The 12,956-nt window shown below is 68.3% G+C and carries 10 protein-coding genes and 2 tRNA genes; 10 read left to right on the top strand and 2 right to left on the bottom strand.

Annotated features, from left to right (window positions below):
- Positions 1-62 precede the first annotated feature (62 nt).
- Together V1318_RS08010 and V1318_RS08005 are read right to left on the bottom strand one after the other, a co-directional pair.
- A tRNA-Asn gene (locus V1318_RS08010) sits at positions 63-139 on the bottom strand.
- 70 nt (positions 140-209) lie between these two features.
- The gene (locus V1318_RS08005; RefSeq protein ID WP_332939122.1) at positions 210-743 is read right to left on the bottom strand and encodes a GspH/FimT family pseudopilin; all 534 of its coding nucleotides are present in this window, start codon (positions 741-743) and stop codon (positions 210-212) included.
- A gap of 149 nt (positions 744-892) precedes the next feature.
- Here V1318_RS08005 and uvrB point away from each other — a divergent pair, with 149 nt between their 5' ends.
- The 10 genes from uvrB (at position 893) to pheT (ending at position 12,928) form a co-directional block, all read left to right on the top strand.
- Positions 893-2,926, top strand: coding sequence for an excinuclease ABC subunit UvrB (uvrB, locus tag V1318_RS08000; RefSeq protein WP_332939121.1), 2,034 nt, complete (start codon positions 893-895; stop codon positions 2,924-2,926).
- Positions 2,927-3,048: 122 nt separating this feature from the next.
- Positions 3,049-3,123, top strand: a tRNA-Val gene (locus V1318_RS07995).
- A gap of 452 nt (positions 3,124-3,575) precedes the next feature.
- Positions 3,576-5,477: a threonine--tRNA ligase gene (thrS, locus tag V1318_RS07990; RefSeq protein ID WP_332939120.1), complete on the top strand. Its 1,902-nt coding sequence runs from the start codon at positions 3,576-3,578 to the stop codon at positions 5,475-5,477.
- Positions 5,478-5,564: 87 nt separating this feature from the next.
- A complete protein-coding gene (gene infC / locus V1318_RS07985; RefSeq protein ID WP_082576627.1) occupies positions 5,565-6,089 on the top strand; it encodes a translation initiation factor IF-3 in 525 nt (174 codons plus the stop codon).
- Positions 6,090-6,426: 337 nt separating this feature from the next.
- Complete coding sequence (locus tag V1318_RS07980; RefSeq protein ID WP_332939119.1) at positions 6,427-7,101, top strand: ankyrin repeat domain-containing protein; 675 nt, start codon at positions 6,427-6,429, stop codon at positions 7,099-7,101.
- Positions 7,102-7,177: 76 nt separating this feature from the next.
- On the top strand, positions 7,178-8,374 hold the full coding sequence (locus tag V1318_RS07975) for an XVIPCD domain-containing protein (RefSeq protein WP_332939118.1): 1,197 nt from the start codon (positions 7,178-7,180) through the stop codon (positions 8,372-8,374).
- A gap of 229 nt (positions 8,375-8,603) precedes the next feature.
- Positions 8,604-8,801, top strand: a complete 198-nt coding sequence (gene rpmI / locus V1318_RS07970) for a 50S ribosomal protein L35 (RefSeq protein WP_055902747.1) — start codon at positions 8,604-8,606, stop codon at positions 8,799-8,801.
- A gap of 13 nt (positions 8,802-8,814) precedes the next feature.
- Positions 8,815-9,174, top strand: coding sequence for a 50S ribosomal protein L20 (gene rplT / locus V1318_RS07965; RefSeq protein ID WP_232907047.1), 360 nt, complete (start codon positions 8,815-8,817; stop codon positions 9,172-9,174).
- 208 nt (positions 9,175-9,382) lie between these two features.
- Positions 9,383-10,393, top strand: a complete 1,011-nt coding sequence (gene pheS / locus V1318_RS07960) for a phenylalanine--tRNA ligase subunit alpha (protein ID WP_332939117.1) — start codon at positions 9,383-9,385, stop codon at positions 10,391-10,393.
- Between the two features lie 129 nt (positions 10,394-10,522).
- Positions 10,523-12,928, top strand: coding sequence for a phenylalanine--tRNA ligase subunit beta (gene pheT, locus V1318_RS07955; RefSeq protein ID WP_332939116.1), 2,406 nt, complete (start codon positions 10,523-10,525; stop codon positions 12,926-12,928).
- Positions 12,929-12,956: the final 28 nt, after the last annotated feature.

The raw sequence follows: 12,956 nt of genomic DNA, 5'->3' as shown, positions 1-12,956 counted from the left end.
GACGCCGGCAAACGCAGGCGCAAAAAAAGACCCGCGATCGAAATCGCGGGTCTTTCAGTATCTGGCGCCCGAAGTTGGACTCGAACCAACGACCCCCTGATTAACAGTCAAGTGCTCTAACCGGCTGAGCTATTCGGGCGGGGACGCATATCCTAGGGGGCGCCCCTCGGAGGGTCAAGCCCTGAGCGTCCAAATCGTGCGCTGCGCGGTCACGGCGGGCAGCGCGAAGGGTGCTTGGGGCGGTTGGTCTGTACGCGGCCGGCGGCGTCGATGCGCATTTCGCCCAGCAGGGTCTCGCCGCGACAGGCCAGCAGCAGCTGGCCGCTGTCCGGGCTGCGGCCGTCGTGGCCGTAACGCAGCACGGGGCGACCGCGAGTGGAGCGAATGCTCAGCGCGCGCCGGGCGTAGACGACTTCGCGCAGGGGCGCGCCGGCGGCGTCGGGGCGGCGATCGCCGTCGCGGTCGACGAAGATCAGCCAGCCCGACTCCCAGCGCCCGTTCGGGCGGCAGCGTCCGTCGGCGCTGCGCGGGCACAGCACGACTTGAGTCCGGCGGGTGACGGCCGCACCTCTGGCATAGGCGACGTCCGCGCCCAGCGATTGCAGGGTGTCGGAAAGCTCCTGGCGTTCCAGCGTGTCCATGGCCGGAGCGCCCAGGCCCAGGCCGCCGCCGACCAGGCCCAGGCCCAGCAGCAGCGACGGCAGGGCGTAGCCGCCGACGCGGCCTCGTTGTCCTGTGTTCATGTCGACCGATTCCGTTCGGGGGAGGCCCCAGTTTTCGCGCAGGGGCCATGCCGGACCATCGGAAGGACCCGTCGGGTCGTGTAGGAAAACCGCCCGATCGCGCGCCGCGCAGTCTGGGTAAACTTGAGGATCGACCGCAGCCGATGACCATGAACGAACTCATTCATCCCGCAGGTTTCCAGCTGGTCGCGCCGTATTCGCCGGCCGGCGACCAACCGCTGGCGATCGACAGCCTGATCGCCGGTTTCGAGAACGGCCTGGCCCAGCAGACCCTGCTGGGCGTGACCGGTTCGGGCAAGACCTACACCATCGCCAACGTGATCCAGTCGGTGCAGAAGCCGACCCTGGTGATGGCGCCGAACAAGACCCTGGCCGCGCAGTTGTACGGCGAGTTCAAGGCGTTCTTCCCGCACAACGCGGTCGAGTACTTCGTCAGCTACTACGACTACTACCAGCCCGAGGCCTACGTTCCCTCCAGCGACACCTTCATCGAGAAGGACAGCTCGGTGAACGAGCACATCGAGCAGATGCGCCTGTCGGCGACCAAGGCCCTGCTGGAGCGCCGCGACACCATCATCGTGTGCACGGTCTCGGCGATCTACGGCCTGGGCGATCCCAACGAATACTTCCGCATGGTCCTGCACATGGTGCGCGGCGAGCGCATCGACCAGCGCGAGCTGATCCGCCGCCTGACCGAGATGCAGTACGCGCGCAACGACACCGAACTGCGCCGCGGCACCTACCGGGTGCGCGGCGAGGTGATCGACGTGCATCCGGCCGAATCGGAGATGGAGGCGCTGCGGATCGAGCTGTTCGACGGCGAGATCGAGAACCTGACCGCGTTCGACCCGCTCACCGGCGAAACCCTGCGCAAGCTGCCGCGCTACACCATCTATCCCAAGTCGCATTACGTGACCACGCGCCGCACCGTGCTGGACGCGATCGACGCGATCAAGGACGAGCTGCGCCTGCGCCTGGAGCAGCTGTACGCGCAGAACAAGCTGGTCGAGGCCCAGCGCCTGGCCCAGCGCACCCAGTTCGACCTGGAGATGCTGGCCGAGGTCGGCTACTGCAACGGCATCGAGAACTACTCGCGCCACCTGACCGGGCACATGCCGGGCGAGCCGCCGCCGTGCCTGTTCGACTACCTGGCGCCGGACGCGCTGCTGGTGGTCGACGAATCGCACGTGACCGTGCCGCAGATCGGCGCCATGTACAAGGGCGACCGTTCGCGCAAGGAAACCCTGGTCGAGTTCGGTTTCCGCCTGCCGTCGGCGCTGGACAACCGGCCGCTGAAGTTCGAGGAATGGGAGGGCCGTTCGCCGCGCGCGATCTTCGTCTCGGCCACGCCCGGTCCCTACGAGCTGCAGAAGTCGGAAGGGCAGATCACCGAGCTGGTGGTGCGCCCGACCGGCCTGATCGATCCGGTGGTCGAGATCCGCCCGGTCGGGACCCAGGTCGACGACGTGCTGGGCGAGATCAACGAGCGCGTCGCGATGGGCGACCGCGTGCTGATCACCACCCTGACCAAGCGCATGGCCGAGAACCTGACCGAGTACTTGGGCGAGCACGGCGTGCGCGTGCGCTACCTGCACTCGGACGTGGACACGGTCGAGCGCGTGGAGATCATCCGCGACCTGCGCCTGGGCAAGTTCGACGTGCTGGTCGGCATCAACCTGCTGCGCGAGGGCCTGGACATGCCCGAGGTGTCGCTGGTGGCGATCCTGGACGCGGACAAGGAGGGTTTCCTGCGCTCGACCGGCTCGCTGATCCAGACCATCGGCCGCGCCGCGCGCAACCTGCGCGGCAAGGCGATCCTGTACGCCGACAAGATCACCCGCTCGATGCAGGCCGCGATCGACGAGACCGACCGTCGCCGTGCGCGCCAGGTCGAATACAACCTTGAGCACAACATCACCCCGAAATCGGTGTCCAAGACCGTGGTGGACCTGTTCGAGGGCGCGCGCACCGATCCGTCGGAGACCGCGCGCGGCCGCGGCAAGACGCGCAAGGTCGGCGACACCCTGGCCGATTACGCCGCGCTCAGCCCGGCCCAGTTCTCGGCCAAGATCAAGGCGCTGGAGCAGCAGATGTACCAGCACGCCCGCGATCTGGAATTCGAGGAGGCCGCGGCCGTGCGCGACCAGTTGCGCAAGCTCAAGGACGCCGGTTTCGCGGCCTGAGCGCGGCCGCCGGGGCCGCATGCCCGCGGCGGTCGCGCGAGCGTCGCGGGCGCTTGTCGGCCGCGCGCCGCTGGGCTACACTGCGCGCCCCTCGCCGGGGAGTTGCACGCAAGTTCGGCGACGGGCGGTTAGCTCAGCGGTAGAGCACTACCTTGACATGGTAGGGGTCACAGGTTCGAACCCTGTACCGCCCACCAATTCGGTGACGAAAGGCCTGGCGCGAGCCGGGCCTTTCTGTTTTCGGGCGCCGGGCCCGGCGCCGACGGCGCGCGCGACGCGCTCCTGGCCCGTCCGGCGCGGCCGCGGGCGTCGTCCTCGTTGACTTGGCCCGGTCCGTCCCCAACTATTAGCGGTATCGACGCGGCATCCGGCCGCGTCCCGCGAACAGGTGGCCCGCCTAACCGCCGGCCTAGCGTGCGACATGGACACTACCCGCGCCCATCGTTGAACCGCCCGAGGCTGCTGCGTACGCAGGCGCCCTCGCGGCGCTTTTTTCTTGCTCCGCTACCGAATCCCGCTTCGAGTTCCGTTCCCTGAACGGCCGGTGCCCGCGACCCAGGTCGCGTCCCCGCCGCCCAGGCGACGCCGCCCGCAATCCCCGGCCGCTACGCGCGCCGCTTCCCTTACAAGAATCCAGATCCCGAACGCCATGATCGCCATTACGCTCCCCGACGGCAGCCGCCGCGAATTCGAACAGCCCGTATCCGTCATGGAAGTCGCCGCCTCGATCGGCGCCGGCCTGGCCAAGGCCACCGTCGCCGGCGAAGTCGACGGCAAGCTGGTCGACGCCAGCGACCGCATCGACCACGACGCCAAGCTGCGCATCATCACCCCCAAGGACCCGGAAGGCGTCGAGATCATCCGCCACTCCTGCGCCCACCTGGTCGGCCACGCGGTCAAGCAGCTGTACCCGAGCGCGAAGATGGTGATCGGCCCGGTGATCGAGGAAGGCTTCTACTACGACATCTGGTACGAGCGCCCGTTCACCCCCGAGGACCTGGCCGCGATCGAAGCGCGCATGATCGAGCTGATCGACAAGGACTACGACGTGATCAAGAAGGTCACGCCGCGCGCGGAGGTGATCGAGGTGTTCGCCTCGCGCGGCGAGGACTACAAGCTGCGCCTGGTCGAGGACATGCCCGACGAGCAGGCCATGGGCCTGTACTACCACGAGGAATACGTCGACATGTGCCGCGGCCCGCACGTGCCGAACACGCGTTTCCTCAAGGCCTTCAAGCTGACCCGCATCTCCGGCGCCTACTGGCGCGGCGATTCCAAGAACGAGCAGCTGCAGCGCGTCTACGGCACCGCCTGGGCCGACAAGAAGCAGCTTTCGGCCTACATCCAGCGCATCGAGGAAGCCGAGAAGCGCGACCACCGCCGCATCGGCAAGCAGCAGGACCTGTTCCACCTGCAGGAAGAGGCGCCGGGCCTGGTGTTCTGGCACCCCAAGGGCTGGTCGATCTGGCAGGTGGTGGAGCAGTACATGCGCCGCGTCTACCGCGAAAGCGGCTACGGCGAGGTGCGCTGCCCGCAGATCCTGGACGTGTCGCTGTGGCAGAAGTCCGGCCACTGGGACAACTACAAGGAAAACATGTTCTTCACCGAGTCGGAGAAGCGCACCTACGCGGTCAAGCCGATGAACTGCCCGGGCCACGTCCAGGTGTTCAACCAGGGCCTGCACAGCTACCGCGACCTGCCCATCCGCTACGGCGAGTTCGGCTCCTGCCACCGCAACGAGCCCTCCGGCGCGCTGCACGGCATCCTGCGCGTGCGCGGCTTCACCCAGGACGACGGCCACATCTTCTGCCTGGAGGACCAGATCGAGGCCGAGGTGACGGCCTTCCACCAGCAGGCGCTGGCGGTCTACGGCGATTTCGGTTTCGAGGACATCCAGATCAAGATCGCCCTGCGCCCGGATTCGCGCCTGGGCGACGACGCCACCTGGGACAAGGCCGAGGCCGCCCTGCGCAGCGCCCTGGGCGCCTGCGGGGTGGAATGGCAGGAGCTGCCCGGCGAGGGCGCCTTCTACGGCCCCAAGATCGAATACCACCTCAAGGACGCGATCGGCCGGACCTGGCAGCTGGGCACCATGCAGGTCGATTTCATGATGCCGGGCCGTCTGGGCGCCGAATACGTGGACGAACACAGCCAGCGCCGGACCCCGGTCATGCTGCACCGGGCCATCGTGGGCTCGATGGAGCGGTTCATCGGCATCCTGATCGAGCACCACGCAGGCCAATTCCCGGCCTGGCTGGCCCCGATCCAGGCCACGGTCATGAACATTACCGACGCCCAGGCCGATTATGTGGAGGAGGTCCGGAAACTCCTTGCAAATCAAGGGTTCCGGGTTCAGTCCGATTTGCGGAACGAAAAGATCGGCTATAAGATTCGCGAGCACACGCTGCAGCGCGTGCCGTACCTGCTCGTGGCCGGCGACCGCGAGAAGGAAAATGGCATGATTGCGGTACGCACTCGGGGAGGGGAGGACCTGGGGACGATGACCGTCGCCGAGTTCGCCTCGCGTTTGCACGACGAGAGCGTCGCATAAGCCGCAGCAACCAGTTTCAGACTCCGTCCCGGATCGGTCCGGGACGGCCCGACACGGAACGCCGTGTCCACTTTGGAGATTGCAACAATCAGTACCCCCGAGAAGCCGAACCGTAAGAACCAGGAAATCCGCGTACCGCGCGTGCGCGTGATCGGCAGCGATGGCGAAATGATCGGCGTGCTCACGCGCGACGAGGCGTTGCGCCAGGCCGAAGAGGAAGGCCTGGATCTGGTCGAAATCCAGCCCAACGCCGATCCGCCGGTCTGCAAGATCATGGACTTCGGCAAGTTCCGCTTCGAGCAGCAGAAGAAGGCCAACGAGGCCAAGAAGAAGCAGAAGCAGGTCGAGATCAAGGAACTCAAGTTCCGTCCGGTGACCGACGAAGGCGACTACCAGATCAAGCTGCGCAACATGCGCCGGTTCCTGGAAGAAGGCGACAAGGTCAAGGTCAACATCCGTTTCCGTGGCCGCGAGATGAGCCATCAGGAACTCGGCCGCGAGATGGCGGCCCGGATCGAGGCCGACCTGGGCGAGGACATCGTGATCGAGTCGCGTCCGCGCCTGGAAGGCCGGCAGATGGTCATGATGATCGCGCCCAAGAAGAAGACCTGACCGCCGCGCCTGCGCCTGCCGAGTCCGAAAGCCCCCGCCGCGTGCGGGGGTTTTTGTTTGCGGCGCGCCCTGGCCGGGCGCCGCCGGCCGGGCTCCGACGCATCGAAGGCTGAGACGGGTGGGGCGAACTGTGATCCCGTGCGCAGGACGGCGCCGGCCCCCGACTTGTTCCGGTCAAGTCTTCGCGGCACCATGCGGTGGGGTAGGTGCGCGCTGCGCGCGCCAAGAGGTGCTGATGCGACTGGATAGCGCGAAGGCCCGAAGGATGGCGATGGCCGTCCTGCTGACGACCGCCGCATGCGCGGCATGTACGACTTGCGCCATGGAGAAGAACGCAATGCTCGCAACCCAAGCCCGCCCGAGCGCGCAGCAGATTTTCGCCGATCCGGCGGTCGCGGCCCTGGCCGAGGCCGTCGCCGACGGCGATACCGCCCGCATCCGCGCGCTCGCGCCCGGCGCCGATCTGGGCGCGCGCGGCGACAAGCAGGTGACCCTGCTGCAATGGGCGCTGCTCAACCAGCGCCTGGACAGCCTGAAGGCGTTGCTGGACGCGGGCGCGGATCCCAGGCAGCCCGGCGTGGACGGCGACACCGTCGTGCACATGGCCGCGGCGGCCAACGACGCGTCCTATCTGGCCGAACTGCTGGCGCGCGGCGTCGACGCCAATGTGCGCAATCCCGAATCCGGCGCCGGCCCGCTGCGCTCTGCGCTGATGGGCGAGCGCGAGGTCCAGTTCCGCGCCCTGCTGGCCGCGGGTGCGGACCCGAACCTCGCCGACCGGGTCGGCAACACGCCCCTGCACATAGCGGGCCAGATCAACGATCCCGAGCGCGCGCTCGACCTGCTCAAGGCCGGGGCCGACGCGAACGCGCGCAATGCCCAGGGCGTGACGTTTCAGCGCTACCTGTTCATGACCCGCGCCTCGCTGCTGACCGCGCAGGCGCGCCAGCAGCGCGAAGCGGTCGAGGCCTGGCTGAGCGCGCACGGCATCGCGTTGGAAGGAGCGCGCTGAGCGCGTAGCGGCAGGACAGAGCGTCGGCCGATCGCGGCCGGCCGTATCCGGTGGTGGGGCTAGGGGAGCGTCAAGGATGAATGCACAGATCGATCCGGACCGCGTGCGCGAGCAGGGCCAGCGGCCCTCGTTCGCCGACGAAGTGCGCGGGCAGACCGCGCTGCCGGTGGACATGACCCTGGCCAAGCTGATGCGCGACGTCTACGACTACGACCGCAACGGCCGCCAAGAGGGCGTCGGCGCCTGGAAGCCGATGGGCGACGACGAACTGCGCCAGGCCGGCATCGACCCGACCCTGCTGAAGAACCAGAGCAGCGGTTTCCTCGCCGTGGTCTACGGCGACGGCCAGGGTCGCCACGTGCTGGCCTACAGCGGCACCGACGAGGGCAAGGACTGGCTGACCAACTTCGGCCAGGGCCTGGGCTTCGAAACCTCGCAGTACAACCAGGCCATGGCGCTGGCGCGCCAGGCCAAGGTCGCCTTCGGCCAGGACATGGTGATCACCGGCCATTCCCTGGGCGGCGGCCTGGCGGCCGCGGCCGCCGTGGCCACCGATACTCCGGCGGTCACCTTCAACGCCTCGGGCGTGCACGACAAGACCCTGGAGCGCGTGGGCCTGGACCCGGACGCGGTCAAGCACGAGGCCGGGCAGGGCCTGATCCGGCGCTACGCGGTGCAGAACGAAATCCTGACCGAGCTGCAGGAACACAAGCCGCTGATCCGCCACCTGATGCCCGACGCGGTCGGCCACAAGATCGAACTGCCCGATCCCGATCCGCAGTCCTTCTGGCAGAAGCTCAACCCGGTCAAATCGATCAAGCACGGCGTCGCCATGCACTACATCGACTCGGTGATCGAGGCGCAGGAGAAGGTCTTCGGCAAGGACTTCGAGCAGCGCAGCGCGCGCATGAACGACCCCGCGCATCCGGCCAATGGGCTCTATCGCCAGTCCTACGACGCCCTCCAGGGCAGCGCCGGCGCGCGCGGCCTCAACGGCGGCCAGACCGAGCAGCTGGCCGGGGCGCTGGCGCTGGAAGCCCAGCGCGGCGGCCTGAACCGGATCGACCAGGTGGTGTTCGGCGAGGACGGCCGGCGCGCCTTCGCGGTGGAGGGACAGCGCCCGGAATCGCAGCGGGTCGCCCATGTCGACGTCGCCAGCGGGCGCGAGCAGCCGCTGGCCCAGAGCAGCGAGCAGTCCCTGCAGCTGGCCCAGCGCGCCGCTGTGGCCGCACCGGCCCAGGATGCCCAGCTGAGCGCCGCCCGCGGCCGCTGAGCCCGCGGCCGTCCGCGGCCATCCGCGGCCGACTAAACCGCTGATTTGCATCACAATCCCCGGGTCTGCATAATGTGCGGCCCGGTTCGCCGGGTTTGTTGTGCGCAATACCCAGGACCTGTTACTGATCTCGTTTTCGATCAATGACTTACAAGCCGGCAAGGGCAGGACGGAAAGAGTGGCTCAGCCACCGCCCAGGCCAGTGACATAACTCCGAAAGGACATCGCAATGCCCAAGATCAAGACCAATCGGGCGGCAGCCAAGCGCTTCCGGAAGACCGCTTCCGGCAAGTTCAAGTGCGGCCACGCCAACAAGAGCCACATCCTCACCAAGAAGGCCACCAAGCGGAAGCGCAACCTGCGGCAGACGAACCATGTTCGTCCCGAGGACGCGGGCCGTCTGGTTCGCATGCTGCCGTATCTCTGAGGAGGACTGAACAATGGCACGAGTTAAGCGTGGTGTTACGGCGCGCCGCCGTCACAAGAAAATCCTGAAGCAGGCCAAGGGCTACTATCACGCCCGCCGCAAAGTCTTCCGCGTCGCCAAGCAGGCGGTCACGAAGGCTCTGCAGTACGCCTACATCGGTCGTAAGCAGAAGAAGCGCAATTTCCGTTCGCTGTGGATCACCCGCATCAATGCGGCGGCCCGCATCAACGGCATGAGCTACAGCCGTTTCATGAACGGCCTGCTCAAGTCCGGCATCACCCTGGACCGCAAGGTGCTGGCGGATATCGCCGTGCACGATGCGACGGGTTTTGCGGCGCTGGCCGAAAAGGCGAAGAGCGCGCTCGCGGCGTAACCTGTTTCCATCCCCGTCCCGAGCCACGTGCCCCGCACTGGTTCGGTGCGAGGGACAACGTGGTTAAGGCATGGGGAAGGGCGCAAGTCCTTCCCCATTGCCGTTTTGGGCGCCGGGAAAATCGCGCCCGCCAAGGCGGCGCGCGAAGAACCGGGCGGAATCGATCCGCCCACCGATCGCAGCAGGGCATTGAAGGAAGCAGACCCCCATGGGTGACATCGAGCAACTCAGCCAGCACTCGCTCGCGCAGATCGCGGCGGCCACCAGTTCCGACGCGGTCGAGGCGCTGCGCATCGCCCTGCTGGGCAAGTCCGGCAGCGTCACCGCCCAGCTCAAGCAGTTGGGCGCGCTGCCGCCGGAACAGCGCAAGACCGCGGGCGAAGCGATCAACCGCGCGCGCGACGAGCTGACCGCCGCGCTCAACCAGCGCAAGCAGGTCCTGGACGATGCCGCGCTGGACGCGCGCCTGGCTTCCGAATCGATCGACGTGACCCTGCCGGGCCTGGACGCCAGCGTCGGCGGCCTGCACCCGGTCAGCCGCACCATGGAGCGCATCGCCGACATCTTCGGCCGGCTCGGTTTCGCGCTCAGCGACGGCCCCGAGATCGAGGACGACTGGCACAACTTCGAGGCGCTGAATTTCCCGCCGCACCATCCGGCGCGGGCGATGCACGACACCTTCTATTTCCCACCCGACAGCGCCGGCGTCGCCCGCCTGCTGCGCACCCACACCTCGGGCGTGCAGGTGCGCTACATGCTGGACAACCCGCCGCCGCTGCGCATGATCGCCCTGGGCAAGGTCTACCGCAGCGACAGCGACCAGACCCATACCCCGATGTTCCACCAGTGCGAAGGCCTGCTGGTGGACGAGCACGCCAGCTTCGCCGACCTCAAGGGCACGCTGAGCGAATTCGTGCGCGCCTTCTTCGAGCGCGATTTCGAGATGCGCTTCCGCCCGAGCTATTTCCCCTTCACCGAGCCTTCGGCCGAAGTCGACATCGCCTGGCAGCAGCCCGACGGCTCGACGCGCTGGCTGGAAGTGCTGGGCTGCGGCATGGTCCATCCGAGCGTGCTGCGCAACGTCGGCATCGATCCGGAGAAGTACACCGGCTACGCCTTCGGCCTGGGCGTGGAGCGCTTCGCGATGCTGCGCTATGGCGTCGACGACCTGCGCAGCTTCTTCGACAACGACGTTCGTTTCCTCAAGCAGTTTGCTTAAGGAACGGGAATCGGGAATGGGGAATCGGGAATCGTAAGAGCCAAAGCCCGCTTCCCGCCCCGTTTCAGATTTTCGACGCCGCTGCTTTCCGATTCCCCATTCCCCATTCCCGATTCCCGGCCCCAACCTATGAAATTCAGCGAAAACTGGCTGCGCCAGCACGTGCCGACCGACGCCAGCCGCGAGCAGCTGGCCGCGACGCTGACCGCGATCGGCCTGGAAGTCGAGGAAGTGACCGCCCTGGGCGAAGGCCTGGACGGCGTGGTCGTGGCGCGCATCGTCAGCGCCGAAAAACATCCCGAGGCCGACCGCCTGCAGGTCTGCCAGGTCGAGATCGGCGACGGCGCAAGGGTCCAGATCGTGTGCGGCGCGCCGAACGCGCGCGCCGGGCTGAAGGCGCCGCTGGCGACCGTCGGTGCGAACCTGCCCGGCGGCATCGCGATCAAGGCCGCCAAGCTGCGTGGCGTGGAGTCCTTCGGCATGCTGTGCTCGGCCAAGGAGCTGGGCGTGGACCCCGATGCCTCCGGCCTGCTCGAACTGCCGGCCGACGCGCCGGTGGGCGCGCCGCTGGCGCAGTACCTGGGCCTGCCCGACGCCAGCATCGAGATCAAGCTGACCCCGAACCGCGCCGACTGCTTCAGCGTGCGCGGCATCGCCTACGACGTCGCCGCCGCCTGCGGTTCGCAGGTGGTGGCGTTCGACGCCACGCCGATGCCGGCCCTGATCGGCAGCGAGCTGGCGGTCGAACTCGACGCCGGCGCCAAGGTGCCGCGCTTCGTCGGCCGCGTGATCGAAGGCGTCAACGCCGGCGCGGTCACCCCGGTGTGGATGGTCGAGCGCCTGCGCCGCAGCGGCGTGCGCCCGATCAGCTTCCTGGTCGACGTGACCCAGTACGTGATGCTGGAACTCGGCCAGCCCATGCACGCCTTCGACCGCGACAGCTTGACCGAGCCGGTCGTGGTGCGCCCCGCGCGCGCCGGCGAAGAGACCAAGCTGCTCGACGGCCGCACCGTCGCGCTGGATCCGGATTTCCTGGTGGTGTCCGACAGCCAGGGCGGTCGCGGCGCGCGCGCTGTCGCCCTGGGCGGCATCATGGGCGGCTACGACACCCGCGTCACCGACGCCACCCGCAACGTCTTCCTGGAGGCCGCGCACTGGATTCCGTCGGCGATCATCGGCCGCGGCCGCAAGCTCGGCCTGCACACCGACGCCGGCCACCGTTTCGAGCGCGGCGTCGATCCCGAGCTGCCGCGCCAGGCGGTGGAAGTGGCCACGCGCCTGATCGTCGAGATCGCCGGCGGCGCGCCCGGCCCGGTCACCGAGGCGGTGCTGCCGCAGCACCTGTCGCAGTCGCAGCCGGTGGCCCTGCGCCGCGAGCGCCTGGCGCGCGTGCTCGGGCTGCGCATCGCCGATGCCGACGTCGAACGCATCCTCGGCGCGCTCGGCCTGGCGGTGACCGCCACCGCCGAAGGCTGGAGCGTGACCGCGCCCAGCCGCCGTTTCGATCTGGCCATCGAAGAGGACCTGATCGAAGAGATCGCGCGCATCCACGGCTACGACGCCATCCCGACCACCCTGCCGGGCGGCAGCACCCGCCTGGTCGCGCCCAGCGAAACCCGCGTCGACGCCGGCGTGCTGCGCCGCCAGCTGGCCGCACGCGACTATCTGGAAACGGTGAATTACGCCTTCGTCGACGCCGACCTGCTCGCGACCTGGCAGCTCGGCGAGGGCGCGGTGGCGCTGGCCAACCCGCTCAGCGCCGAACTCGGCGTGATGCGCACCGGCCTGCTGCCGGGCCTGGTCGCCGCGCTCGCCCGCAACGCCGCGCGCCAGCAGCCGCGCCTGCGCCTGTTCGAGCTCGGCAACGCCTTCGCCGCGCGTGCCGGCGAAGCGCCGTTGGAGATCCAGCGCATCGCCGCGGCCGCCTGCGGCGACGCCGGCCCCGAGCAATGGAGCGGCAAGGGCCGCGCGGTCGGCTTCCACGACCTCAAGGGCGACCTCGAGAGCCTGGCCGCCCTGGCCGGCGCCCGCCTGCAATACCGGCCCTCGCAGCCGGCCTGGGCCCATCCGGGCCGCTCCGCCGACGTCTACCGAGTCGATGAGACCGGCCAGGCCCAGCGCCTGGGCTGGATCGGTCAGCTGCACCCGCGCCTGCAGCGCGCCCTGGATCTGGACGTGGAGGTGGTCGCGTTCGAGCTGGATTTGGCACCGCTGTCGCAGCGCGCCGTGCCGCGCGCCGGCACCCTGTCCCGGTATCCGTCCGTCCGCCGCGACCTCGCGTTCGTCGTCGCGCAGGACGTGGCCTGGGCGGCGATCTCGGCCTCCGTTCAGGCGGCCGCGGGCCCGTCCCTGCGCGATCTGGTGGTGTTCGACCGCTACCAGGGCAAGGGGGTGGAAACGGGATTCAAGAGTCTCGCTATGGGCTTGATTCTGCAGGATGAATCACGCACCCTGACTGACCGCGATGTGGAAGAAGTGGTGGCTGCGGTGATGGCGGCGATCGAGCGCGAACACGGCGCCAAGATCCGCGCCTGACACGCGCATCGCGGGTTTAGAACAGGGG

It is taken from the genome of Lysobacter sp. CCNWLW3, assembly GCF_036697405.1.
In the GTDB taxonomy this organism is placed as follows: Bacteria; Pseudomonadota; Gammaproteobacteria; order Xanthomonadales; family Xanthomonadaceae; genus Lysobacter.
The sequence above is the reverse complement of the archived record's forward strand: the minus strand, read 5'-3'. Positions and strand labels throughout refer to the sequence as shown.